General features: G+C 47.3%; 25 protein-coding genes and 1 tRNA gene. 17 read left to right on the top strand and 9 right to left on the bottom strand.

Translation table 11 applies throughout. The features are described 5' to 3' along the window. The first annotated feature begins 12 nt into the window (after nt 1–12). From ICL80_RS01325 to ICL80_RS01310, 4 genes are all read left to right on the top strand, one after another. Nucleotides 13–408: an RNA-binding S4 domain-containing protein gene (locus tag ICL80_RS01325; RefSeq protein ID WP_228073734.1), complete on the top strand. Its 396-nt coding sequence runs from the start codon at nt 13–15 to the stop codon at nt 406–408. A gap of 102 nt (nt 409–510) precedes the next feature. Further along, entirely contained in the window at nt 511–846 is a 336-nt protein-coding gene (fdxA, locus tag ICL80_RS01320; RefSeq protein WP_194214341.1) for a ferredoxin FdxA, read from the top strand. Nucleotides 847–1,211: 365 nt separating this feature from the next. Next, nucleotides 1,212–1,712 (top strand): CarD family transcriptional regulator, encoded by a 501-nt coding sequence (locus ICL80_RS01315; RefSeq protein WP_194214340.1) that lies wholly within the window; start codon nt 1,212–1,214, stop codon nt 1,710–1,712. A gap of 271 nt (nt 1,713–1,983) precedes the next feature. After that, the gene (locus tag ICL80_RS01310; protein WP_228073732.1) at nt 1,984–2,865 is read left to right on the top strand and encodes an RNA polymerase factor sigma-32; all 882 of its coding nucleotides are present in this window, start codon (nt 1,984–1,986) and stop codon (nt 2,863–2,865) included. A 15-nt stretch (nt 2,866–2,880) separates the two neighbouring features. On the opposite strand, the gene ICL80_RS01305 is transcribed toward ICL80_RS01310, so the two are convergent. Together ICL80_RS01305 and ICL80_RS01300 are read right to left on the bottom strand one after the other, a co-directional pair. Then, nucleotides 2,881–3,714 carry a thermonuclease family protein gene (locus tag ICL80_RS01305; RefSeq protein ID WP_194214339.1) on the bottom strand — a complete coding sequence of 278 codons (834 nt, stop codon included), beginning with the start codon at nt 3,712–3,714 and terminating at the stop codon, nt 2,881–2,883. After that, complete coding sequence (locus ICL80_RS01300) at nt 3,689–5,230, bottom strand: sensor histidine kinase (RefSeq protein ID WP_194214338.1); 1,542 nt, start codon at nt 5,228–5,230, stop codon at nt 3,689–3,691. Before ICL80_RS01300 ends, ICL80_RS01305 begins: the two co-directional genes overlap by 26 nt. A 160-nt stretch (nt 5,231–5,390) precedes the next feature. Here ICL80_RS01300 and ICL80_RS01295 point away from each other — a divergent pair. Beyond that, nucleotides 5,391–5,467: transfer RNA gene (locus ICL80_RS01295), tRNA-Arg, on the top strand. Between the two features lie 13 nt (nt 5,468–5,480). Here ICL80_RS01295 and mdoH read toward each other — a convergent pair. Further along, the gene (mdoH, locus tag ICL80_RS01290) at nt 5,481–7,598 is read right to left on the bottom strand and encodes a glucans biosynthesis glucosyltransferase MdoH (protein ID WP_194214337.1); all 2,118 of its coding nucleotides are present in this window, start codon (nt 7,596–7,598) and stop codon (nt 5,481–5,483) included. Nucleotides 7,599–7,602: 4 nt separating this feature from the next. Beyond that, the gene (locus tag ICL80_RS01285) at nt 7,603–9,126 is read right to left on the bottom strand and encodes a glucan biosynthesis protein G (protein WP_194214336.1); all 1,524 of its coding nucleotides are present in this window, start codon (nt 9,124–9,126) and stop codon (nt 7,603–7,605) included. A gap of 435 nt (nt 9,127–9,561) precedes the next feature. On the opposite strand from ICL80_RS01285, the gene ICL80_RS18080 reads away from it, so the two are divergent. From ICL80_RS18080 to ICL80_RS01245, 8 genes are all read left to right on the top strand, one after another. After that, on the top strand, nt 9,562–10,473 hold the full coding sequence (locus tag ICL80_RS18080; protein WP_228073730.1) for a Dps family protein: 912 nt from the start codon (nt 9,562–9,564) through the stop codon (nt 10,471–10,473). 41 nt (nt 10,474–10,514) lie between these two features. Then, nucleotides 10,515–10,661, top strand: coding sequence for a hypothetical protein (locus ICL80_RS01275; RefSeq protein WP_194214335.1), 147 nt, complete (start codon nt 10,515–10,517; stop codon nt 10,659–10,661). Between the two features lie 127 nt (nt 10,662–10,788). Then, nucleotides 10,789–12,798, top strand: coding sequence for an ATP-binding protein (locus ICL80_RS01270; RefSeq protein ID WP_194214334.1), 2,010 nt, complete (start codon nt 10,789–10,791; stop codon nt 12,796–12,798). After that, nucleotides 12,798–13,172 carry a response regulator gene (locus ICL80_RS01265; protein WP_194214333.1) on the top strand — a complete coding sequence of 125 codons (375 nt, stop codon included), beginning with the start codon at nt 12,798–12,800 and terminating at the stop codon, nt 13,170–13,172. Before ICL80_RS01270 ends, ICL80_RS01265 begins: the two co-directional genes overlap by 1 nt. 174 nt (nt 13,173–13,346) lie before the next feature. Further along, on the top strand, nt 13,347–13,658 hold the full coding sequence (locus ICL80_RS01260; RefSeq protein WP_194214332.1) for a hypothetical protein: 312 nt from the start codon (nt 13,347–13,349) through the stop codon (nt 13,656–13,658). 22 nt (nt 13,659–13,680) lie between these two features. Continuing rightward, nucleotides 13,681–14,217 carry a hypothetical protein gene (locus ICL80_RS01255; protein ID WP_228073729.1) on the top strand — a complete coding sequence of 179 codons (537 nt, stop codon included), beginning with the start codon at nt 13,681–13,683 and terminating at the stop codon, nt 14,215–14,217. 207 nt (nt 14,218–14,424) lie between these two features. Continuing rightward, nucleotides 14,425–14,556, top strand: a complete 132-nt coding sequence (locus tag ICL80_RS01250; RefSeq protein WP_194214330.1) for an entericidin A/B family lipoprotein — start codon at nt 14,425–14,427, stop codon at nt 14,554–14,556. Nucleotides 14,557–14,605: 49 nt separating this feature from the next. Then, nucleotides 14,606–15,469 carry a hypothetical protein gene (locus ICL80_RS01245; protein ID WP_194214329.1) on the top strand — a complete coding sequence of 288 codons (864 nt, stop codon included), beginning with the start codon at nt 14,606–14,608 and terminating at the stop codon, nt 15,467–15,469. Between the two features lie 108 nt (nt 15,470–15,577). Here the strand turns inward: ICL80_RS01245 and ICL80_RS01240 are convergent, their stop codons facing one another. Next, entirely contained in the window at nt 15,578–16,276 is a 699-nt protein-coding gene (locus tag ICL80_RS01240) for a TVP38/TMEM64 family protein (RefSeq protein ID WP_194214328.1), read from the bottom strand. 250 nt (nt 16,277–16,526) lie between these two features. Between ICL80_RS01240 and ICL80_RS01235 the strand changes: the two genes are divergently transcribed. From ICL80_RS01235 to ICL80_RS01225, 3 genes are all read left to right on the top strand, one after another. Then, nucleotides 16,527–17,543: an amidoligase family protein gene (locus ICL80_RS01235; protein ID WP_194214327.1), complete on the top strand. Its 1,017-nt coding sequence runs from the start codon at nt 16,527–16,529 to the stop codon at nt 17,541–17,543. Beyond that, nucleotides 17,536–18,315 (top strand): gamma-glutamyl-gamma-aminobutyrate hydrolase family protein, encoded by a 780-nt coding sequence (locus ICL80_RS01230; RefSeq protein ID WP_194214326.1) that lies wholly within the window; start codon nt 17,536–17,538, stop codon nt 18,313–18,315. The genes ICL80_RS01235 and ICL80_RS01230 overlap by 8 nt, the downstream gene beginning before the upstream one ends. A 97-nt stretch (nt 18,316–18,412) precedes the next feature. Continuing rightward, nucleotides 18,413–19,114, top strand: coding sequence for a response regulator transcription factor (locus tag ICL80_RS01225; RefSeq protein WP_194214325.1), 702 nt, complete (start codon nt 18,413–18,415; stop codon nt 19,112–19,114). 42 nt (nt 19,115–19,156) lie between these two features. Here the strand turns inward: ICL80_RS01225 and ICL80_RS01220 are convergent, their stop codons facing one another. Further along, complete coding sequence (locus ICL80_RS01220) at nt 19,157–20,548, bottom strand: mechanosensitive ion channel family protein (RefSeq protein WP_228073728.1); 1,392 nt, start codon at nt 20,546–20,548, stop codon at nt 19,157–19,159. Nucleotides 20,549–20,827: 279 nt separating this feature from the next. On the opposite strand from ICL80_RS01220, the gene ICL80_RS01215 reads away from it, so the two are divergent. Continuing rightward, nucleotides 20,828–21,358, top strand: coding sequence for a CC0125/CC1285 family lipoprotein (locus tag ICL80_RS01215; RefSeq protein WP_194214324.1), 531 nt, complete (start codon nt 20,828–20,830; stop codon nt 21,356–21,358). 89 nt (nt 21,359–21,447) lie between these two features. Here the strand turns inward: ICL80_RS01215 and ICL80_RS01210 are convergent, their stop codons facing one another. From ICL80_RS01210 to ICL80_RS01200, 3 genes are all read right to left on the bottom strand, one after another. Next, nucleotides 21,448–22,149: a DUF502 domain-containing protein gene (locus ICL80_RS01210; protein WP_194214323.1), complete on the bottom strand. Its 702-nt coding sequence runs from the start codon at nt 22,147–22,149 to the stop codon at nt 21,448–21,450. A gap of 81 nt (nt 22,150–22,230) precedes the next feature. Beyond that, nucleotides 22,231–23,094: a crotonase/enoyl-CoA hydratase family protein gene (locus tag ICL80_RS01205; RefSeq protein ID WP_194214322.1), complete on the bottom strand. Its 864-nt coding sequence runs from the start codon at nt 23,092–23,094 to the stop codon at nt 22,231–22,233. Nucleotides 23,095–23,176: 82 nt separating this feature from the next. Then, complete coding sequence (locus ICL80_RS01200) at nt 23,177–24,634, bottom strand: phospholipase D-like domain-containing protein (RefSeq protein WP_194214321.1); 1,458 nt, start codon at nt 24,632–24,634, stop codon at nt 23,177–23,179. Between the last annotated feature and the right edge of the window lie 112 nt (nt 24,635–24,746).

Raw genomic sequence — 24,746 nt, 5'->3', positions numbered from 1 at the left:
GGTAACGGCGCAGTGATAGATGAGCACGGCGTAAAAATTCGGCTTGATAAATGGCTTTGGCAGGCGCGGTTTTTTAAAACCAGATCGCTTGCTTCTACTGTGTGCCGGTCAGGCAAGATACGTCTGAACGGCCAGCACACTTCAAAAGCCAGTGTTATGGTGCAGCCGGGAGATGTGTTAACCTTCCCGAAAGAGGCGGTTATTCTGGTTGTAAAAATACTGGCGTGCGGCGCGCGGCGCGGGCCAGCGATTGAAGCCCAAACCCTGTATGAAGATTTAACGCCGCCAGAAAATAAGCCGGGTGGAAACAAGCTGGCGCACGATGTTCTACTGCGCGATAAGGGTGCAGGAAGGCCAACAAAAGCCGAGAGGCGGGCGCTTGATAAGCTGATGGGACGGGATAATTAATATTTCTCGCGGAAAAGGCATTGCTCGATGGGCTGCTTTTGGGCATAAAGCGGTAAAACCGCTGTAACCCTTGAATGGTTTTAGGAATTAAAGGAGACGTCGATGACGTATATTGTCACCGAGGCCTGCATTAAATGCAAATATATGGACTGTGTAGAAGTGTGCCCTGTAGATTGTTTCTACGAGGGTGAAAACATGCTGGTGATCAATCCCAACGAATGTATTGATTGCGGCGTATGTGAGCCTGAATGCCCGGCAGAAGCTATTTTACCAGATACAGAAGACGGTCTTGAGGAACTTCTTGAACTGAATACAAAATATTCAGAAGAATGGCCAAATATAACGATTAAACGCGATGCGCCAGCAGACGCTGACGACTGGAAAGATAAAGACGGCAAGATGGAGCATTTTTCACCTAATCCGGGTCAGGGTGATTAAGGTAAACGGCTTCCTCTGCGTTTGTTGATTAGCTAAGCTATTGACGTATGCATACTGCTCATGGCTGTTTGTGTGCTTTCGCACTACTATTTATGTTAAAAATGTGTTATATAGGGCTCTGCGCAATAAGTGCAGGGCCTTTTTGTCCTGTAGTTGTTGAGGTGAATTTCACCTTTGAAAATTGTTGTGCTGTTTACAGCCTGTGACGTTGTCTGATTTTTCAGGCCAGCATAGGCTGTTTTAGCCTTAGGGCAAAGAGCACTGGATTTTAATTTTTGATTTTGCACATGTGCCTGCACACTGTGCCAAATCTTTCAGCTAGTTAGCTGACTTGGTTGGCATACTAGGAAGGACTATTGATTGGTATGGCTAAGACATCCACAAATAAATATGCTGTTGGCGACTATATTGTATATCCTAAACATGGTGTTGGACGCATCATCGAGCTGGAAAGTCAGGAAATTTCTGGTTTGAAGCTTGAGCTTTATGTTATCCGCTTTGAAAAAGAGCGTATGACACTGCGTGTACCAACAAACAAAGCTGCGGGAAGTGGTATGCGTCGTCTGTCTTCTGATGCAACCCTCAAAGAAGCTTTCACCACCCTTAAAGGTAAAGCGCGTATCAAACGCACCATGTGGAGCCGTCGTGCTCAGGAATATGAAGCAAAGATCAACAGCGGTGATCTTGTTTCTATTGCTGAAGTTGTGCGCGATCTGCACCGCGGTGCTGATCAGCCTGAGCAATCATACAGTGAACGCCAAATTTACGAATCAGCGCTTGGGCGTTTGGCACGTGAACTGGCAGCGGTTGAAGAAATTGACGAAGCAACTGCTATGGTAAAGCTTGAAAAGGAATTGGCTGCATAAGCCCCTTCTTTTGGTGAACAGTTAAAAAGCCGTCCGAATTTCGGGCGGCTTTTTATTTAAAAACAACCATTTATAAAATATTTCATCAGGGGATAACTCTGCTTTTTTTTGCAGGCGCTACCCGTTTTTTCCTACTCGGTTCACGTGTAATGTGCGCTCTTATAAAAATAATAGCTGCATTTTCTTTTTAAATACGCATAATACGCAATAATTAATTGATTGCATTAATTTCTGCACATTATGCTGACACCTAGAATCCGGGGAGAGAATCTTGGCGCGCGGTAATTGGGCTACGCTTGAAGACAGGCGACTCATCAGGTTTGCAATGAAAGCACGAATGCTTGATCGTGCGGAAGAGCTGGAACTTGCCATTTCATGGCAACAGGAGCGCGACGAGCATGCCTTAAAAGTTTTAACAGAATCACACCTGCGCCTTGCTGTGGCGACGGCGAGCAAATACCGGCATTATGGCTTGCTGGTTAGCGACCTGATACAGGAGGGTACTGTTGGCCTTATGGAGGCGGCTTACAGGTTTGAAATTTCCAAAGAAGTGCGCTTTTCCACCTATGCTAGCTGGTGGGTAAGAGCGGCTGTGCAAGATTATGTGCTCAGAAACTGGTCTATTGTGCGAACTGGTACAACCTCGGCGCACAAAGCCTTGTTTTTTAATCTCAAACGCTTGAAAGCCCGGATGGGCGTAGACCCTGACAGGCCGCTTTCTTTTGTTGCCCGCAGCCAGATTGCAGATGAAATGGGTGTTAAAATCCGGGATGTCGAGGCTATGGAAGGCCGCCTTACGGCATCTGACCGGTCCTTGAATGCACCGCTTGCAGACGAATCTGCCCAAGAATGGCAGGATTTACTCGTGTCAGAGAGCATGCAGCCAGATGAGGCGTATATAGAGACTCATGACGGTAATACAAAAACAGCCCTTATCGAAGATGCAATGACCCACCTGACCGAGCGGGAAACCTATATTATCAGGGAACGGCAACTGAAGGAAAACGGGGTTACGCTTGCTGTTCTTGGCCAACAGTTGGGCATCTCCAAGGAGCGTGTCCGGCAGCTGGAGGCACAGGCGCTTGATAAGCTGAAGCAGGCTTTGGTGCGCCGTGTGGGCGACCCTGTTATTGCAGGCCTTGCAGAAGGTTAAGCGCGGTTAATAGCCTTAGCAGTTTTCTGTATCGCAGGAAGCGAGCTGTATCTGGTTGTAACCGCTCAGGATAATCTGGGGGCCGCCCGCCCATTCAACCCAGCCACGCGCTTCAATATGCTGTCCGGTTAATGCCATAACAGGAATGCCGCGCTGCTGGTACCCATCCAGCAAGCTTACTGGCATTTGCACTGTATAATCTGTGCGCCAGTCTTTACCAAAATTGATGAATATTTTTTTGCCGCGTTTAGTAACGGATAGAACGGTTGCCCTAATGATCTGAAATTGGCCAGGCGTTGCGGTTTCTGCGCTTGCCAGCAGTGATAAGCGTGCGTTCTGTGCCCAAATGCCTGCCTCGTTACGTCGGGCCTTTTGCTCTGCCTGATACAGGAGCGCAAAAACATCAGGGTCAGCAATGCGGGCATAATGCCAAGCGTGACCACCCAGAAGCAAAGCATGTTGGAGCCATATAGTGTTGTCTATAACAACATGGGCAATCTTTTGGCCCAAGTGGTTTGGTGATGGTTTCTCGCAGTAAAGATCAATTTTTTTACCCGCTATGAAGGCTGCGGTCGCTTTCTGTGCAGTTTCAGCCATGGGCCATTTTTTGTAGGCTGTGCTTTTATCGGCCATTTCCGGCGTTTTTATGCCAGCGAGTACAACGATCTCCCCAGCATCAAGCTGGAGTTTATCCCCGCTTAAGGCGGCTGCGTTTTGATACGTGCCGCATTCTTGTAGTTTGGTAAAATCAGGCAGCACAATGTGGACGGCCTGTGCCGAATGTAGGGTGCCCATAAAAAAATAAAGGGTAATGACGACCGTGCTAAAGATCTTTACGCTTGCCGTCATAAGGGAACCTGAGCGTTACTGTTGTTCCTACATTGGGGGTGGATTTAATGAACATTTTACCCTCAAGTAGCGCCATAAAGCGGTCTACCAGCGGCAGGCCCAATCCTGTGCCGGTGTGACTGCGTTCATAGTGGCCTTCAATCTGGCCAAAGGGTGACATCGCAACCTGCACCTGCTCATCGGTCATGCCGATGCCCGTATCTTCAATGGTGACACGATAAAATTTATCCTCCCGAACACCGACAATTTTAATAGTACCGCCAGAACCGGTAAATTTGAGCGCGTTTGATAGGATATTCAGTAAAACCTGACGAATAATACGTTCATCGCTGTTTACTGTGGCAGCATCGCAGATACAGTTGATCGTGATATTTTTTTCAATGGCGCCGGGCTCATTTAGCTGAACACAGTTGTTAATGGTGCTATGCAGATCTATTTTTTCAGCATACACAACAAATTTGCCAGCCTCCAGTTTTGAAAGGTCTAGGATATCATTGATAATAGCGAGCAGATGGTGGCCGCTGCTCTTGATCAGTTCCAGATATTCCTTGTTTTTCTCCCCCTCTACTTTGCCAAAAATTTCCATGCCCACAAGCTCGCTAAAGCCTAAGATTGAGTTGAGAGGTGTACGTATTTCATGGCTCATGGAGGCAAGAAAAGATGTTTTTGCCTTATTTGCGGCATCCATTTGGCTAATGGTTCTAATGGCTTGGCGCATAAAATATGCTAGAGAAACACCAACAATTAACAGTAATAAAATCGAAGGCAATATAACATTTTTTATCAGCCGTTTACCTGGCTGGTCTGGGTGCCAGTTAAAGCTGGTGGCTATATTGCCTTCATAATCATAGAGCGTATCAACGGCGTGGGGATGCTTGCCTACAATCTTGTCTATGGTTAAGCTATCAATACCGCTTTCATCGCCGATGGCGGTAATGCGATCCTGTGTTACAAGGCCAAAAAAGATATAGGTAGGTAATCTGTCAGGCAAGGCTTGATTAAAAACCATCCGGCCATTGGGGCGCACCATGCTGGCACCGTACGCAACGATCTGTCCGTCTACATTGATGTAACCAGATTTATCTGCCTCTGCTGCATCGTTTGTCAGGTTCATGGCATTTGTAAGGTTTGCCAGTTTGCTGGTAATTGCTTCTATGGATATATCGCCTTCTGTCAGGCAGCTATACATAACAGAACCATCAGGTCGAATAATAATAACCCCGTCTATAAAGCTAAAGCTGGTTGTGCTGTCACAAAGCGCTGTGGCGGCCCACGCTAAATCTTCTTGAAGGTGAACTTTTTCAACCGAAAAGTCCCAAAAGGCATTATCATTGGTAATAGACAGAATGTTTTGGCTGATCGAGTTAAACTCGTTTTGAAGGATGCTTTTTTCACTGTTAAGAGTAGTTTTGTCTTGTTCGTGAACGGCAAAGATCACAATAGCAATAAAAGCTAAAATACAGGCGATTGTCGATATGAATACCGGCATCACAAGGGCTTTAAACTTCAATGTCACTCTCCCGCATATCCTCTAGAAGTCTATACCGTATTTCTTATCAAATGCCTAACTTGTTGTTGTGCTTATTCTCTAACCTTGGGTTAATTAGTCTCCATTCTCTCCGGAATGTTGACGCGGCGTTTTAATAAGGCTACAGAAACTTGCTGTCATTAGAATGGGTCCCGTAGCTCAGCAGGATAGAGCACCAGATTCCTAATCTGGGGGCCACTGGTTCGAATCCAGTCGGGATCACCACTTGTTTTGCTTGTTAGCCGGTATGTGCCTTTGCCCATTTTGGAAGCTTGGCAACAAGGGTATAATCATTCAGCAGGGCCATGGCCTCGCGGTTACTAAGCCACCGTTCCAGTTCTGGGATAGTTTTTGCCCGGGCCATTTTCGCCTCTGCTAGCACAAGGTCTGTATTAAAATCGGCAAGGCTGTTTTTGGGGTTCAACTGTGCTAAATGCCACGCATGAAAATCGCTGCTTTCAGCAAGGGTTAAAAGCGGTGACGTAAAGGGTTTGAGCGTACCTGTTTCAAGTTTATCTTGAACAGCCTTTAGAATAGCAGGTGGATTTTTTTCTTCCGGTGTGCGTAGCAGGCCCAGCATGCGCAGCAAACGACCAATGTCGCGCCGCCCGCTTAGCCATGAAAGCAGAGGGGCCAGCATTAAGCCGCCTGTTACCGGCAGCATCCATAGAAACAGATCTTTATGTAAGAATAGGGTAATGGTGGCAGCACCAAGCCCGATCAGCATATGCCAGCGGTGGGCGTGCAGCGCCGCCATGAAACCTATAGAACCATCGCCCCGGCGCTGTGGTTGCCAGCCACTGTCGCCGCCAGTCATGATTTCCCAGACAATTCTACTTTGCGCAATCATCATGATGGGTGCGTATAGGGCTGATAGTATAATTTCAGTTAGGACACCAAGGGTTACAAACACAGGCCCGCCGTAGCGAAAGCATCTGAACGGGTTAATTATGGCAACGGTCCATGACAGAATTTTGGGGGCAAGAACAATGCCCATCGACAAGATAAAAAGTTTAACAGCACGGACAGAATCAAACACGGGCCATGTGGGGAAAAGCGATGGCCGCGCAAAATATTCAGGTCGGGTAAAGCTGGCCTGAATGGCAAGGGTTAGCCCAACGACCAGCAGCAAACACCAGAACAGGGCACTCATATAGGCCATAATGCCGGATAGAATGTGCAGGCGGCTTGTAAAGGCCAGGCCGTCAGCAAACAGGAACCGAATATGTTGTAGGTTGCCCTGACACCAACGGCGATCGCGGGTAATAACATCGCTTACAGAAGGGGGTGCTTCTTCGTATGTTTCTTGCAAGTCGGTGTCGAAACGCACACTCCACCCTGCACGGCGCAGCAGCGCGGCTTCTATAAAGTCATGGCTGATAACATGGCCACCAAAAGGCGGGTTGCCTTTTAGAATGGGCAGGCGTGCTGATTCCGCAAAGGCTTTGGTGCGGATAATGGCATTATGGCCCCAAAAATTGCTGCTGTTACCATGCCATGCCGATAAACCATTACCAAAAATAAGGCCGTAGCGGCGATTGGCAAACTGTTGCAGGCGGGCATAAAGGCTGTCAGCCAGAACAATAGATGGCAGGGATTGCAACAGCCCAAGGCCGTCATCATCTTCCATGCGGCGCGCCATTTCAACCATTGTCTCCGGGCTCATGATGCTATCTGCATCAAGAATGAGCATGGCTTCATAGGCGCCGCCCCAGCGGGTTACCCAATCTGAAATATTGCCTGCCTTGCGCTCAGCGTTATCTGTGCGGTGCCTATAATATATGGGGCAGTTAGCGTCCGCACTTTCCATAAGCTGGTGGAAAACATGTTCTTCCCGCAGCCATGCTTTAGGCTGGTTGCTGTCGCTCAGGATAAAAAAGCAAAAACGACCGGGTGCATTTTTAACCAGTCCATCTGCCATGGCGCTTATTGCGGCCCCTACTCTGACAGGGTCTTCATTATAGACCGGCACCAGAACAGCAGTTTGAAGGCCCGGTATGCGGTCGTGGATGAAATGGCGGCCAAAAAGATCGCGTTTAAGAATTAGAAAAAACCCTAAAACAGCCTGACAGCCAGCGAAGCTGACCCACGCGAAGTTGACCGAGAAAAGAACAAGGAAAAGCCACTGGAGGGGTGTAATCTTTCCCGTTGTCATAACCGCATACATTTCGCTAACGCCGTATGCGGTTAAAGCACCTGTGCCCCCAATAAGGGCTGTACGCGCAAAAATGGTGCCGAGCCAGCGCAAGGTTTTCAGGCGACCCCGTACGGGGCGTCTGTCGGCGTGCACTGTTTGCCGTGGCATGCTCAGATGGGCCTCAGGTGGCAATGCCGGTTTAGCTATAGTATCCGTCATTTTTTCAACCAATCCAGCGGTAAAGCCATGTTTCGCCAATGGGAGCCCCTTGATACTTGGGCTGAATACGAATCTCGATAGGATCGGTATTTTTAGGTTCAAAGGCCATAAAAATCCGCATCTTTCCATCTGGTTGTGGGTGCGCAATAAGTTCGATCAACTTCCCGCTGCTTAGGCTTGCCTCCACTTTAATGTCCTCTTCAGTAAGACCTGTTGGCAAGCCCACGTAATCAATAACCATTTGAGGGTAGCTGGTGTCGAGCTTCAGGCCGTAGGCACTGCGTCGCACATAGCCAAACTTTGCTGGCAACGGGTTATTATCTGGCCATGAAAGCCGATAAGAGAACTGAAATGGTTTACCGGGTTGCAGCGGTGCTTTGGGGCGCCAGTATGCAACAATATTGTCGTTCGTTTCAGATGAGGTTGGAATTTCAACCAGTTGAACATGGCCTTTGCCCCAGTCGCCCAAGGGGGTTATCCATGCGGAAGGGCGGGTATGATAGCCCGCTTCCTGATCCTCAAACGCGGCGGGTGTGCGATCGCGCAAAACAAGGCCAAAGCCTTTGGGGTTGGTGTCTATAAAAGCGCTGACCTGTAAATCAACAGGGTTGTTAAGCGGGCGCCATAACCGCTCGCCGTTCCCTGTTTGCATGGCAAGGCCGGTGGAATCATAAACAGCTTCGCGGTAGTCTGGAACGTCAGCGCGGTCAATACTGCCAAAGAAATACATGGATGTAAGCGGGCCAAGACCAACATGGTTAAGCGGTACGCGCGGGAAAAGGGTGGCGTCAACATCAAGCCTTGTGGGTGCATTTGGGTAAATACCAAAACGGTAAGCCCCTGTAACACGGGGGCTATCCAGAAGGGCATGCACAACAATGCTATCTGCTTTTGATGACGGGCGTTCTATCCAGAATTTTCTGAAAATGGGAAACTCTTCCCCGGTTGGTTCTGCAACATCAATGGCAAGGCCGCGCGCGGAAAGCCCGTATGTTTGCCCGCGCGACACTGCCCGAAAGTAACTCGCGCCCTGAAAAACGATAAATTCGTCCTGATAATCCTCGCGGTTCAAGGGGTAGTGAAGCCGGAAGCCTGCGAGCTGGCCAACTTTTGCCAGGAGTTCGGCGATCTGCTTGGTGGGTGCATCAAAGGAGTTTTCAGTCACCGGTGCTGGTAAGGATGTGCCATTTTCCACAACAGAAATATCAACGCCGTTTGCATAAAGGTTGCCGGGCGCAAACATTTCAATAGAAAATCGGGTTGGTGTACCGCCCCAAATTGCGGCTTTCTTGCGGTAGGCAATCTGGCGGTATTTATCATAGCTTAGCTGGCCAAGCGCATCAGGTACCTTCGCCGGTTCTTTAAAAGGAGTTTTAGCCAAGGCGGCAGCGGCATCCAGAACAATTTGGTGTGAAAAGGCCGGCGCTGTTTCTGTTTCAGCAAAAGCCGGGGCCGTTACCGTTAATGCTGTAGCACATATATTAATCACGCAGGCCCGAAAACCGGCAAGCGACAAGATTTTACTCATAGTAGTTCATTAGCCCCAACACATTGTACTAAAAAGGTTTTTAGATAAATGCCGTTAAAAAATGGCAAAAAGTGGGCGAGACCATAAAGACATGACAGGCAGAGCACATATAAACAGAGCTTAAGCCACAGGATATGTGTTGTTAGGCCCTGCGATTATTTTTCTGGTCATGGTCTGATGACTGACGCTTCACTCCCTTAACACAACCACCGTATGATTTTTTTAAAAGCTTATCAACTGGGCAAAGCATGACGCTGCATTTTGATGTGGTTAAATCGCAAGTGTATACAAGAACAGCGACCTGTAGCTTGTAAAGCTAGCTAGGCCATCCTCTTTATTGGGCCATTTTTACGGGTTTTTTATATTGCGGGCTTCTGTCCGTATCGAAAATTCACGTTCGATCAAGCACATTGGCTGTGTTGAAGGAGATTGAACATGACAACTTTGGGGATGGATACACAGTACGGTAAAAGTTCAGATTTTGATGCTTTTGCAGTGAGCTTAAACAGATGTTTAAAGCGCCATGCGCACGCTTTTGAAGATGAAGGCATCGCCTGTGACTTTAAAGCAATCGTCAAATGGACTGATGCTGTTTATGCCGGGTCCGTTGGTGCTTTAGAGGCTCTTGAAGAGTATGGCCCGGAGAACCTGTCGAATCTGAAAGATCGGATCTTTCTGGCTTTTGAAGAGCAACAGCGCGCTTCTGCCGAGTTCCCTGGCGCTAATAAAAGCGAGGATCGCCAGCAAGATAGATATGCCGTCGCTTACCGCGATGTATCAAATGCGCTTGATCAGTTGATCAAGGCAGTTATCCCTCTAACGCAAGCCCCCACTATAGGAGAAGTTCAAATGAAACTTGTAGCCCCAAAAGACGACGGCCAGAAAATTGACGTTGGCATTAAAAAAGAAAGCCGCAGCAATGTAGCACAGGCGCTTGGTGCCATGCTGGCATCAACCTATACCCTGTATGTAAAGTCGCTATTTTATCACTGGAATGTGACCGGACCACAGTTTCACGGCCTGCATGTGCTTTTTGAAGATCATTATCAGAACCTGCACGAAGCAGGGGACGAGCTAGCAGAACGTATCCGTGCCCTTGGCCATTTTACACCAGGTACACTAGAATCTTTCGCGGCTCTGTCTGTAGTCAAAGATGATGAAAAGCTGCCAAAAGACGCCAAAGGTATGCTTCTGAATTTGAAAGAAGCCCATGAGCTGTGTGCCGGTGAAGCCCGCCGTGTTCTTGAGGTGGCTGAAGAAGCTGGTGACGAAGTGACGGCCGATATGATGGTGGACCGTATGCGATTCCATGACGAGTCGATCTGGATGCTGAGTGCATCTCTTTAAGATAACCTGAATCTGATACAAAGCATGAAGTGGATAAGCAGATGAATAACTATTTAAAAATATTTCTGGTCGCAATCGTAGCAGCCCTGATTGTTGTGATGGTGGTAGACCGCGGTGATGATCTGGGTAGTCAGGTAGAAGAAGCGGCAAATGATGCTGGCCGTGAAATTGAAGACGCTACTGATTAAAATACGATATGTATAAAGTGGTGAAGAGGCGGGCGAAAGCCCGCTTTTTGCTATTTTTGCCTAATCATAATGGAAAATTTATATCAGGCCTCGTAAGGTGGGTGTGGGCTAATGTAACGAGGCGTGTATGTCGGTTGATGTTCTGGTTTGTATTGATGGCCACCCACGGAGTTATCATATTGTTGAAGCGGCGCTTCGGGAAGTGCCAAAGGTGGGTGGTAAATGGCGTGTGCTGTATTTAGCAACGCCTGACGACACGCTAGGTGTTAGTGTTCGGCGCGAACAAACAATGCGCCTTTTGAAACGCGCTGAAGAGATGGGCGCAGATATTGTGCGGCTCGAGCATGAGCGCAGTTCGCGCGAAATTGAACATTATATCCAGTCTTGTTTTGAAGAAGGTAAACAAATTGGCTATATTTTCATTGGCCAAAAAGCCGAAAAAGGCTTTTTATCTTCCTTTAAGGCCAGCCTTGCCGAAAGGGTGGCCAAGCGTTTTGGGAAATATTCTGAAATACGGGTAATTCCACTAGAAGGCCATTTTGCCAAACCAACTCTTTGGGACAGGTTTCAAGGTACCACGCTCAGCTGGGTTCAGCTTATAGCCCCTCTCACGGCTGTAACATGTGCTTTTTTGGTATCAGAAGCTCTTCTTGCTGTCCTGCCCAATATTATGCACCGTATTAATACACATAATATTGCGCTTATTTTTCTTTTGGCCTCCACAATTGTTGCGCTACGGTACGGCCTGATTTCTGCGCTTATTGCTTCAATTGGCAGTTTTCTGGTTATTAACTATTTTTATGTTATTCCCATTGGGCAGTTTCATATGGGAACGCTAACGGATGTTATTAATGTCTGTATATATCTAGCCGCCTCTTTTATTGTTGCGCTTCTGGGCAGCCATACCAGAGCCAGTATTGAACGCACAGTGCAACGAGAGCAACGCCACAAGGCGCTTTATGAAATTCATGAGCTAACAGCCGATGCCGAAAGCTCGCATCAGGTGCTTGAAATTCTTGACCGCGAATTACACCGGCTCTTTAAAATGGAAGTGGCTTTTTTTAACCCTTCCAGCAATGTGCTTGAGAATACGCGCCTCAAACGCAAGCTTGATAAAGCAAACTTTAAACCGTATCCGCAGGAGACAGAGTTGGCCGATAAAGATTGGGCCGCTCTCCATAAGTGCTGGAACGAAGAACGCTCGGCAGGTTTTGGTACTATGCTGGGTATAGGGTCATCCTGGCGGTTTGAAATTATATGCACGCAAAGTGGCAAGTACGGTGTATTTGCGGTGAAAATTCCGTTCAAAATGCGGATTGATGCGTCCTTTAGCCAGCTTCTATCAGCGCTTGCTGACCAAATTGCAACAACCCTTGAGCGCATCGAGCTGACAAGAGATATGACGGAAAGCCGGTTTAGAGAAGAAAGAGAAAAGCTTAGGTCGCTGCTGCTTTCCAGTGTTTCGCATGATCTTAAAACCCCGCTGGCTTCTATTATCGGCAGCATGAGCGTGCTGCGTAGCTTGAAGGCAAGCGGCAGGGTAACAGAGGAGCATGTTGATACGCTCACAGAAACGGCGCTCGATGAAGCCCAGCGTTTGGATAGCTTTATTACGAACATATTGTCGATGACTAAAATTGAAAGTGGCGACATTGAGTTTGATACGGCATTTCATGACCCGATGGAGCCGCTTGGCCGGGTCTTGAAAACCCTTAAACCCAAACTCAAAGAACGCTCTCTTAATATTGAAAATACGGTGCAAGGTATGGAAATTATGATGGATGCCATGATGACCGTGCAGGTTTTACAAAATATTATAGATAATGCGATAAAATATTCTCCAGATGGCACAGATATAGATGTGCTTTTGGAATGCACTGACGATTACTTTCATTACAAAATCCGGGACCGTGGTCCTGGCATTCCTGAACACATGCTAGAGCGTGTTTTTGACAAGTATGAAAGGCTTAACAAATCGGACAGTCAAATTGCAGGGACAGGCCTTGGGCTGGCTATTACCAAGGCTGTTATGTCTGCTCAGGGCGGTACAGTTGCGGTTTCAAATCACGCCGAAGGTGGAGCCCAGTTTATCCTGAGTTATCCCATTGTTGAATCAAAGGAGACGGGAGTAGTATAGTGAGTATTCTGGAGAACAAAAAGATACTGGCGATTGATGATACCAAGGCAATTCGTACCTTTCTGCGCATTTCATTAATGGACAAGGGTGTTGACTTTTACGAGGCAGCAACGGCGGCGGAAGGTGCAGCTTTGTGCCAGCAAAAGAATCCCCATGTTGTAATGCTGGACTTAGGGTTGCCTGACAGAGATGGCCTTGATCTTTTGCCTGAACTAAAAGCAGGCATAAGCAAGACATCGCCAGTCATTATTGTTTTGACAGTGCGTAATGATCGCAGAGTACGGGATCTGGCATTTGCCAGAGGCGCTGATGCCTATGTCACCAAGCCGTTTGTAATGGAAGATCTGGTTGATACTATAGAGCAGGCTTTATAATATCGCATAATCCCACCCTTACAGGATAACTTCAGGCTCATCTTTATCGCTTTTTTATGTTTCCCATAGCGAGCTCACATTGTTCCTTAAGTTGGAAACGTCCATCTTTAGTTCATCAGCGCACAACAAAACCAAATGGGTGCGCGTTAACAGATGAAGTAAAGGAGATATATTATGACGACCGCTCAGCAGGAAATTAAAAGCCTTAAAAAAGATCTGGCACAGATTAAAGATATCTTGGCTGACCATGCCGAAAATGTTGTGTCAAATGGCGCCAGCAAATCGAAATTTTTTGATGTTGATGAAGTAAAAGATCAGGCGCGACGTGCAGGTGTTGCAGCCCGCAAGTATCTTCACGACAAACAGGACCAGGTTATTGTTGCCCGCGATAAAGCTGAGGCAACGATCCAGAAGCGCCCGTTTACAACAACGGTTGCGGCCTTTGCAGGTGGTGCCCTTATTGCAGCGCTTTTAAGTCGCAAATAACAGAGTATTTTTGATGTTGGAAATGATCATAAAAATGCTTACAGAGCAGGTCTTTAATCAGAGACCTGCTCTCGAGCGGCCCATTGCCCACATGAAATATGGGCTCCTTGGCGCTTTGGCAGCGGGATTGATAACTGCTGTTGCTATGGTCGTTTTGGGTGGGGCTTTATATTTCTGGTTGCTATCGGTCGGCACCGGTAATGCGGGCGCGCTTTTAACCGTTGGTGCGGCCCTTATTTTGGTCGCAGCAGGTGTTTGGGTTTTTTGCAATATGTTACTGCAAAAAGAAATTCTCGCACAGGAACGTGCGGCCCTTGAGCAGGAAAGACGTTCACAAGTACCACAAGGCGACTTGACGGGGTTACTCATGCAGATGGCTCAAGGTGCGGCGGCTGGCTTTTTTGATGGTTTAACGGAAAAGCTGGACCATAGTGAAAGGCCACAAGCCGCTGATACCAAACGCAAGACCAGCCATGTGAACGGTGAGGAGCAAGATGCTCTTGATCCCTATCCTTCTGTGGAAGAATATGAAGGACCTGGTCGCTATAAACCACACTAAATAAAGAATATAGATATGCAGATATGGTCGTTTGGCGTTCTCTCCTTAAAGGGTGAGGGCGCCAAACTGTATTGGTATGTTTCTATAAATATACGCTGTCTTTATCATCCCTTTATTTTCCTGTCCCACACCCCTAATCGACCCCTGACACAGAGAAGCCTACTGTATTTTTATTGTATGGATATAACAGTGTTTATGGAGGTAATTATGCCTAAACTAACCAAGATTTCTATTTTGCTTACCGCGCTTTTAATGCTCGGTGCTTGTAATACTATCCACGGTATTGGCCGAGATGTTGAATCTGTCGGTGATACAGTAGCGGATGAGGCTAAAGACTAAATAGTCGCCGCCTCTGGGCGGCAACTATATTTCCCTTAAGGAGTATAAGATGAGACCATCAACTTTTGCCTTAATCGCAGCACTTTCAGCTTCGATTGCAGTGCCCCCAGTTGCGATAGCAGCAGTGGGTGAAAAGCCTGTCGCTAATACGCCAGTGTATAGTGAAGATACCTTCCTAGAAGAAAAGCAGGATTTACTGAATCTTTTATTTCAGGCGCAAATGAGTGTTCAGCGCGGCGCTAAGGAAGAGACGGAACGGCATATTAATAAAGCATTCGAGAAGCTCGAAATGGCTGTTAAAGCGGGCGCATCTTCAGAAGACTTTACCAAAACGCAGGTTTCGAGGGTTGTAGAATTGAAATTTGGTAGCTCTCTCATGCCGAAAGTTGTTTATGTGCCGATTGGCGATGATGATCTGGATATGTCGACTTTATCAAAAGCCCTGACCCTTAAAGGGATTGATAGGGGTGATGTTGAAGGCGCTGAGATACATTATGTACGCCTTAGGGTTATTGAATCTAAATTAATTCATGATCTGAATGAGGCGCGTGAAGAGCTTACAGATGATGATTTTGGCGGTACACGAGATCAAATTATTGATGCCCAAAAATCTATGATTTACGAAGCATCGTCGGCACAAAAGCCTGAAGAGGTGGCAAAGGATCATGTAACCCTCACGCGCTACATGCTGAAAGTCGCAGAGTATGAAGGTGCCCGTAAAGCCCTTGATGTGGCAGAGACAGCGCTGGTGGCAATTCGCCTTAACGCAGACGCTGCTGGTCATAACACAGCGGAAGTTGATAAAATTCGAGTTCAAGCTGACGAGCTTGATGAAATGATCTCCCGACGTGACCCAACGCTTTTTGAGCAGATTGACCATAAGCTGGAAAGCTGGTGGGAAAAGCTCGGTTAAAAGTGGGTCACATCCTTCAACTAGGAGCCGGTTTCGGCTCCTTTTTTTTGGTTGGTGCTAAGTTTGTTGTGTAAAGCGCTTAGGTGGTGGATGCCGGTATCTGCCTATTTAAAGGCAAGTACGCTGCTTTTGCATGGTACGGCGTGCAACATATTTTCTTGTAAGCATTTGGCCACCCGCTAAAAACACAATCAGGCATAGTGCCAGCATGGTAGTTTCGGTGCTTATTATATCATCTACAGACTTAATAGAGGCTATCTCTACACCGGCTATCACATAAAAGGCTGTCCAGGGGATTGTGCCAAGCAGTGTTGCAAAACCAAAAGTGATAAGGTGAATACTGGTTACGCCTAAGAGAATATTTGTAAGGCCAATAGGCAAGCCCGGCACCAACCTTAGTAAAAAAACATAATAACCGCCCATATCGCGAAACGCCTGATCGACACTGTCTGCCTGTTTGGGGAAGCGCGCGAAAGCCCATTCTTGAAAAACGTAGCGCGATAATAGAAAGGCTACAATGGATCCGGCGGTTGCAGCCAGAACGGCAGTGGACGTACCGATAAAAGGCCCAAAAATTGCCCCTGCAACCAGATTCATAATAAATAGGCCAGGTAAAAAAAACGCGACCATCACTGTATAAACAAAAGCATACATCAAAATGAAGGCCGTAGGGGACTGGTCAAACCGTGCCGTCAGGTTTTCCAAATTCGATTGCAAAAAAGAAATTTCCAGCCAGCCCTTTTGTCCAAACCAAATGGCTATCGCTGTAAGGGCCAAGGCAAACGTGAGGAGTATGCTTTTTTTCATGATGAGTAAGCCTCTGTTGGTCAGTGTTTCTGCGAACTATTGTAGTTTTATCATTTCACAGGGGGTGTCAGGCTTTAATCGGGAAGAGCAGCGTGCTTATAAAGTTTGTATAAAAATACCGTATTTGGGTTGGATTGGATATTCTGCAGTAAACTGCCTTTATGCCACCTTTATATTATCTGTTGGAAGTCGGTATCTCAATTTTAGATACATTTTCTTATTGTTACGTCAGGTAATGAAGGATTGTGTAATGTTAACGGCTCAAACAAAAACCAGAGGTGGAAAGTCACGCTATGTCGGTTTTGAAATCGAATATGCGGGTGTGCCTCTGTGGCGTACGGCTAAAATAATTCAGGCGCTCTACGGCGGTGATATTATTGAGCATACAAAGGCTGAATGGTCTGTGGAAGAAACGCTTCTAGGCACCTTCAGATTGGAAATAGACGCAGCTCCTATCAAGAGAATTATAGCGGGTATTCATGAAAACGACACGCTTGATGACGGTGTATTAAATCAATTATTTCATAAAACAGCGAACAGCGCAGAAGATGCTGTTACGTTTCTTGGCTCTAAAATTGCCCCGATGGAAATAATAGCGCCGCCCGTGTTAATTGATGAAATTCCCGAGCTGGATAAGCTGCGTGCGGCCCTGTTTTATGAAAACGCGGAAGATACACAATCTTCTCTTCACCATGCTTTTGGTTTGCATATCAACCCTGATGCGATTGCTTTTGATGCGGCTAGCATCTTGCGCCATATACAGGCGTTTGCCTTGCTTTATCCGTGGCTGAAAGAAGCCCATAATGTAGATATAACGCGTCGTTTAACACCGTTTATTGCACCCTATTCGCAAGAATATATGAAGTGTATTTTGGCAGAAGAGTATCAGCCTGACCTAGAAGAGCTTATTCGCGATTATCACCACTATAATACATCACGAAACAAAGCGCTGGATCTACTGCCTTTGTTTGCTTTCCTGAAAGAAAAGCTGGTGCGCAGCCTTTATGGTTCCGAGGAAAAAATACATGCGCGCCCAACCTACCATTACCGGTTGCCAAATTCTGAAATATCACGCGGTGACTGGTCTTTAATGGTTGAATGGGGGCGCTGGCTGGCTGTTGAACAATTGGCGTCCAATGAAGACCAGCTTAATAAGCTACAGCAGGCCTGGAGAGAGACAGACCCAAACTGGTTTACTGAACTGATGGAGGAAGATGCATCTTGGAGCCAGTTGATCAATAAAATTATGAGGAGGAAATATGCCTAGGCTAACACCAAGGACAAAACGGCCTCTTATCGGTATTACCACCGGCAACGTCTTAAACAGCGTGGCGCTTTGGTCCCTGCGGTGGAGTATTACAATGGCTGGTGGTCGGCCTATTAGAATAAGCCCTTCTCATAATGTAGATATGGTGCGCGAGCTAAACGGCCTTGTGGTTTCTGGCGGTAACGATATTAACCCGGCGCTTTACGGCCATCCGAATACGGCGAGCCATGACATTGACCCACACCGTGACAGGTTGGAGCGAGAATGTGTTGAAATGGCCTATCTGGAACAGTTGCCCATTCTTGGTGTTTGTCGAGGTGCGCAAATGATTAACATTGTTTTAGGAGGCACTCTGCATCAGGATGCGCCTTCAATTTTTGACGGTTTTTTACCAACGCAGAGCACCTTTGCAAAAATATTTGCCCGCCGTAAAGTTTTCATCGATAAAAACAGCAGGCTAATCAACATTTTGGAAAATAACCCGGAACTATGGGTGAATAGCTTGCATCATCAGGCTATGGATACGCTGGGTAAGGGCTTAAGAAAAGTGGCGGCTGATGATCAGGGTATTGTTCAGGCGATTGAAGACGTCACCCCGGATCATTTTGTCCTTGGCGTACAGTGGCATCCTGAATTTATGCTATACTCTTCCCCGCAGCGCAAAATTTTTAAAACATTTGTCCGCGCGAGTTCGACAGGATGCCGTGTACCGGATACGCAAGGCGCCCCTGTAATGAAAGGTGTGCTGACAAATGCGCATCGAGGTGCATAACGTTTGCTCCCCGACTTCTTGACGTGTTATCTGATAGTAGCCATGTAGTAAGCACCTGTCCCTTGGGGGCGGGTTATTAGTAGGGGGACCCTGTTCCATGAAGCAGAAAAAAAGCACCATCCTTATTGTTGATGATGAACCGCAAATTCGCAAGTTGCTTAAAATTTCGCTAGAGGCAAATGGCTTAAAGCCTGAAACCGCAGAAAAAGGCCGCGAAGCCTTGCGGTTGGTAGCTTCCTTAAAGCCGGATTTGGTTCTTCTGGATTTGGGCCTGCCTGATATGGACGGCAAGGATGTAATATCCGAAATTCGGGAATGGTCGCAGGTGCCGATCATTATATGCTCCGTACGTGATGCAGATCAGGAAATGCTGAAAGCCTTTGCTTTGGGTGCGGATGATTATGTTACCAAGCCGTTTAACCCGGATGTTTTGTTGGCGCGTATCACGGCAAACCTTCGTAAAGCAGCAACGGCGGAAGCCGGTGAGCCAGAGCTGGTGAACGGCCGCGTGAAAATGGACCTTGTTCGCCATGAAGTGAAGGTGGACGGTGTGAAGGTTGATTTCACGCCCAAAGAATATGATTTACTGCGCTATTTTCTGGTGCACCGCGGCAAAATGTTAACCCACAGGCAGATTTTGCATGAAGTGTGGGGGCCAGCACACGGCGATGACATGCAATACCTACGGGTTTATGTTAGCCAAGTGCGTGAGAAAATGGAGCCAGACCCGAATAAGCCCGATTACATTATCACGGAACCGGGTATTGGCTACCGCATGGAAGTGGTTGAGCCAGTATAGGTGTTTCGGGGGAGACGATACCCCCGAAATATACAGTAACCATCAAGCGGCCTCGGTTTCGGGGTCGCTTTTGTTTTCTGTTTTACGCGCAGGCTTTTCTTCCTTGTGCTCTGTAAGCTCCGGTACCCCGCTTTTTATGTGCAAATCGCGCTGCGGGAACGGAATTTCAATGCCGCCGTCGCGGAGATTGCTCCATACAGTGAGCATAACGTCACTTTGCGCTTTCCAACGGCCTTCGCGTACATCATCTATCCAGAAAACCAGCAGGAAATCTATGGAGCTATCATTAAAGCAACGCAGGAAGCAATCGGGCTTGTAATTTTCATTTTTTGAGGTGCGGGTATAGGTTTCTGCGGCACGTAAAATCAGCTTTTGGGCCGCCTCGAGATCAGATCCGTAAGCAACACCGACCGGGACTTCAATACGCCCGACATTTGATGAATGGGTAAGGTTTGCAACGCGTGATGTGATGAAATCTTCGTTGGGGACCATTACTTCCTTGCCATCAAAAGTTTCAATAACACTGGCGCGGGCGCCTAATTTGCGCATATAGCCAAACGTGCCATTATCCATTTCCACAAGGTTGCCAATGGTAACAGATTTTTCTGTTAGCAAAATAATGCCACTGATAAAGTTGGAGGCAATTTTTTGTAGGCCAAAACCAAGCCCAACACCCAAGGCACCGCTAAAAACAGTGAGGGCTGTGAGGTCAATCCCAATAAGGTCTAGCGCCACAATAAACAGCAGTATGTATAGGCCAATATCAAACAGCTTGATCAGCAGCTCTTTTGTGGAAATGGTCAGGGATCTTGTGCGTCTAATATAGTCTGTGCCCAGATTGCTCATTAACTGGCCTGCCCACATAACAATACTGAAGAACACCACCGCTTTTACAATTGTGTAAGCGGTGATTTCTACTTTACCGAGGTTAAAGCTAACCGTTTCCAAAATGGCTATGGCTGTATCAAGCTCGTTAAAAATATGCAGGAATGTTGCAGGTAATAAAACCCATATACTGAGTATTTTAAGAAGGGCGCTATCCACAAGGGCCCATAGTGCCGCCCATATAAGCCAGATCGTAGCGAGCCGTGCAGCGGCGGCCATTACCTCCGTACTGCCATAAAGTGCTGCTGATAAAGCAGTGGCGGGTATGAGGAGCACCAGCGTGGCAACGGGGGCGGTTAAACTCACAATTTTGGGCATAAGCTGCCGGAAAGATTTTAGTATTTTTCTGTTAGATTTAAGGCGTTTCACAAAACGGTTGTGGATAAAGATTTGCGCGATAAGGCTGCAGGTAATGATTATGACCAGCACTGCCAGATAAAAATAGGTATCCGTGTGCGTTAGGCGGTCAAGCATATGAACTGCCATAGCTTCCGCCTGGTCTTTAGCAGTGTTTATATAGTCTGCTGCAGTGATGGGTTGGTCTGTCATTGTGTGTTTCCGAACATGTTGCTGGCATCTGTTTGCAGCCTAAGCAATTTGTGTTCAGAAGTTCAGATGAAGTCTGGGCTGGTTTTATAAAGAAGGCATAAATATTGGCGTAGGCGTGAACTAGGACATTTTCGAAATGCTGTGTTATTTGCAGCAAAGAATGCCGCTGTTTTTATAAGGTCTTTATATCCTTCTGGTCAAAGACGTATCGAGAATTCACATCAGCCCTCATACGGTGAGAACGTGAAAACAGCGATACAGATCCTGTAGGAGGAACAAATGAATAAATTAATTCTCACACTTCCCGTGGCCCTTATGATGACAGCGTGTGCCTCGTCTGGCCCTAAATATATGGCAGCCGATGATGCTGGTGATTACGGTTATTATGAAAGCGTGCTTGAGAAAAACAGGTACCGGGTAGCTTATAAGGCCCGGGGGCAGAACCTTGAAACCTCCAGAGATTACGCGCTACTGCGTTCAGCAGAGCTGACACTGGAGAAAGGCTATGACTGGTTCCAGATTGTTGACCGGAACACGAATACAGAAGAGAGAGATAGTCATAGCTATGCTGTGGCGAATATGCGGGTTGCTGCGGCCACATACCGTGAATGTGGGGTTCTGACCTGTCGTACAGTAACACGCCCGGTTTATGTTGATGAAGCGTATGTAGATTCAATGCGTCGCCCTGATCCCCAGTCAACGGTTACCTTTATGGAAATCATTATGGGTGAAGGCGCAAGGCCAAGTGGTGGTGATTTTTATGATGCTGCCACCCTTGCCAAAACCATTCGGGCACGTATCAACACTTAATATATTTCCTTCCCCCTGCCTCCCCGGCATAAATAACCATCCTCATTTTTGAGGGTGGTTATTTTGTTATGGAGTAAGGTTTATGAAGTCTAAAGGGTTTCAGGTGGTTCAGGCTTTTTGATAGGCGGCCTGTCATAGACAAAATTTGGCGGAATATCGGTGCCACCGGAAATAATGAAAGACATGGCTTCATCCATTTTCCAATTGGTGGGAACAAGTTTATCAACCGGTACAATTTCAAGATAGCCAGAGGTTGGGTTTGGCGTTGTTGGTACATAAACGGCGGCGAGTTCGCGGCCTGTATTACTATCTTTAAACGTGCGGGTTACAAGGCCGATTGTTTTCATGTCGGGTGATGGAAACTCAATCATCACGACACGTTCTGCCTCGCTTGGCTTGGTTTGTACGGCATCTGTCAGGCCCTTAATGGCTTTGTAAATAGATTTTACAAAAGGGATACGGTTCATAACCTTGTCAACATAGCCCAGTACTTTGCGGCCAAGATATACAGAGGCGAGCCAGCCAACACCGTATAGCACTAAAAATACCAAAATGAGCGCCATAGCAGTTTGTAGCCATGTGTTTTTCACAATCGGATACCAAAGCGAATCTGCTGGGTGGATGCCCGCTGTTATCCACACCAGAAAAGGCTGTGCAAGGCCCAAAATGAAGGACAGCAAAAGATCAATCAGGGCAAATGTAAGCCAGAGCGGAATAAGGGTGAAAATGCCAAGCAGAATATATTTCTGCGTTGTCTGCATTGTTGTAGGCTTATTGTCCGTACCGTTCATACCAATTGCTCCAAAGGGTGGCTGAATTGTCGCCACAATGCCCTAGTGTTGGTGGGCAAGCAAGCATCGATAGCGTGGTTTTTATTCAAAAGGTGGTTCTGCATCCCAATTCAGGCAGTCTGGTGTGCCAGCGCTAATTTTATCTGCAAACGCTGGCGGGCGCTTTTCCAGAAAGCTCAGGACACCTTCCTTGCCGTCACGGGTGCTGGTATGCAGCATGGTGCGACTTTCCAGTTTGTGCGCGTCCATGGGATGGCTTGCCCCCATCATGCGCCACAATAGTTGTCTATTAAGGGCTATCGACATGGGGCTTGTTGTTTCCGTAAAGCCTTTTGCAATCTCAAGTGCTCTGTCCAGCAAGCTGTCTGGTTCAACGATTTCGCTGATCAGGCCCGCTTGCAGTGCTTCCTCCGCGCCAAAGACATTTCCTTTAAAAGACCATTCAAGCGCTTTTGGTACGCCCACAAGGCGCGGCAAGAACCAGCTTGCACAGCTTTCAAGTGTTATCCCGCGCTGGGAAAAAACAAACCCAAATTTTGCGAAGGGCGATGCGATACGCACATCCATAGGCAGCTGCATGGTTGAGCCGACACCCACAGAGGCACCGTTAACAGCTGCTATCAAGGGCTTTTTCATGCGGAACATGCGCAGCATAACTTTCCCGCCGGTATCGCGGTTTCTTTCCATATCAGGCGAATCGACAGAAATGGATTCGTCGAGTCCAAAAACATTTCCTTCTGTCGACAGGTCCATCCCGGCACAGAATGCACGACCGTTTCCAGTAAAAATTACTGCCCGAACATCATCATTGTCATCAGCATCATCGAGAACACCTAGAAGCTCTTCAGACATGGCTACCGTAAAAGCATTCATGGCCTCTGGGCGGTTGAGGCGCACAATCATTGTCTGGTCTTTTTGGTCTATTTGAAGTGTTGAATAGGTCATTTTTTATCTTTCTGGCGGGAGCACTGAACCATGATTTAGCGTATTTTGGGGGAAGACAAGGCCCGGCAGAAACAAGTATATTTTACAGATAGGGGCTGGCTAGCCATAAGATCCTGCCTACTATGCGTTTGTAAAGCGGTATCGCTTTAAGGTCATCGAGCATTATTTGCCTGCTATCTTCCAGTTTTTTATCGGCCCATTTTTCCATCTTTTTCGCAAATGCAACATCATAGGCTTCAATGTTGAATTCAAAGTTCAGCTTCAGCGAGCGGGCATCCCAATTTGATGATCCAAAAAGTGCCCAACAACCATCCACTGTCATTAGCTTGGTATGGTCAAAGGGCGGGTTGGAAAGATATAGATTACACCCAGCTTTAACGAGTGGATAAATATTGGTAAGAATGACAATATTAAACAGCCGTATATTGCTGGTTCCCGGTATTAATATATCTATTTTCACCCCCCGCAGGGCGGCCATTTTTAAGGCTGCAAGAAGCGATTCACCGGGTAAAAAATAGGGCGATACAATACGCACATGGCTGCGGGCAGAAGCCAATGCACTTTCCATCATGGTCGATATTTTTCTGTTTGGTTCATCAGGTCCGTCAGCGACCGCACGAGCAGTAATACCTGTTTCAGCGGGCGGCACTTTAGGCAGCCATAGTTTTTCGGGTAATTCTTCGCCCATAGCAAAAAGCCAGTCATCAGCAAACGCTTCTGCCATGCGGGTTACAATTGGCCCTTTTAGGCCAAAGTGTGTGTCGCGCACACTGGGCTTGCCGTCTGTTCCTTCTAGGTGTTGTCGTCTGATATTCATGCCACCGGTAAAGCCGGTTTTTCCGTCAACAATCAGTATTTTTCTATGCGTGCGAAGGTTGAAAAAGGCCAGCCGCCATGAAAAGCGTGCAGGGTTAAAAAGCGCAAACGGAATGCCAAGTCGGCGCAGCAAGTGCGACACCGGCTTCATATCATAGAGGTTGCCTACTGCATCAACCAGTACCCGTATTTCCACCCCGCGCTCATGGGCACGGGTCAGGGCGGCTACAAATCTGCGTCCGGCTTGATCGGCCTGAAAGATATATGATGTCAGGGCAATGGTTTTGGTGGCGGCGTCAATGGCAGCGATCATTGCGTCATATGCATCGCGTCCGCCTTGCATGGGACTTATGCTATTGCCTTCGGTAAGCGGAGACCCGCTAACCTTGCCCGCAAGCCGTGCATGTGCCCGAAGGCCTTCGCTGGAATCAGGCACACTGTGTGCCAAGGTGGGGCCTTTTGGTTCCTGTGCCGTACCTGTACGGGGCGCTAGTCCGCGTTTTTGTCGGGATAGCCTTGCTCGGCGCTGAATACGGCTGATACCAAAAAGCAGATACGCTAAAAGCCCAAAGATCGGGGCCAGCCAAACAAGGCCAATCCACGAAATAGCAGACCTGACATCATCTTTGCTGCGCAGGATATGGGTGCTTGCTGCGATCTGGATCAGGAAAATAAACCCGGCAAGTAAAATGCTGCCATGCCATGACCATGAAACCGTATTCATACGTACCTATATGTTTTTCTTGTTACTTAATAAGACTGGAATATTGGCATTTGTAATGCTGTTTGTCACGGTTCTCGTATACGTGGATATTTCTTATCTTGTTTGAATCTTT

It is taken from the genome of Kordiimonas pumila (genome assembly GCF_015240255.1).
GTDB lineage: Bacteria > Pseudomonadota > Alphaproteobacteria > Sphingomonadales > Kordiimonadaceae > Kordiimonas > Kordiimonas pumila.
The sequence above is the reverse complement of the archived record's forward strand: the minus strand, read 5'-3'. Positions and strand labels throughout refer to the sequence as shown.